Annotated in this window: 1 protein-coding gene and 1 pseudogene; both read right to left on the minus strand. The window is 58.6% G+C overall.

What is annotated here, in order from left to right; translation table 11 throughout:
- On the minus strand, positions 1-188 hold a 188-nt coding region (locus GHO32_RS26725; RefSeq protein ID WP_218581174.1), incomplete at its 3' end, for a hypothetical protein.
- Positions 185-367: pseudogene (locus GHO32_RS26730) on the minus strand (hypothetical protein); the annotation flags it as partial. The gene GHO32_RS26725 and the pseudogene GHO32_RS26730, both read right to left, overlap by 4 nt.

Raw genomic sequence — 367 nt, forward strand, 5'->3', positions numbered from 1 at the left:
TCCTGGAGAAGTGGCAGCAGGTCAGCGGCTGACCCCCTGTACTCGCTTGGGTAGCCTCCGGCCTTCGTTTGAGTGAGTTTTCCAGCCTCAGTCAGCTTTTCAGCCCACCGATAGGCGCCAGATTCCCAGACGGCCAGCGTGTCTTCACGTTCGCCCGGCTCAACGTAGACCCTGATCCACCAACTCATTCGGCATCTCCTACCAGTCGTTTGAATGCCTCTGATCCTTGCCCGTCCTTGCCTAATACGGCCAATCGTTCAGCCGGTCGAGTCAGGAAGCCATCGAGCAATGCGAGCAGTGCAGCACGCTTGTCGGTCGATTGGGTTTGCTGATGAAGGACTGCCGCACCCACCAGCACTTTCACCCG

This window comes from Pseudomonas sp. FSL R10-2189, assembly GCF_009600325.1.
GTDB classification, from domain to species: Bacteria; Pseudomonadota; Gammaproteobacteria; order Pseudomonadales; family Pseudomonadaceae; genus Aquipseudomonas; species Aquipseudomonas helleri.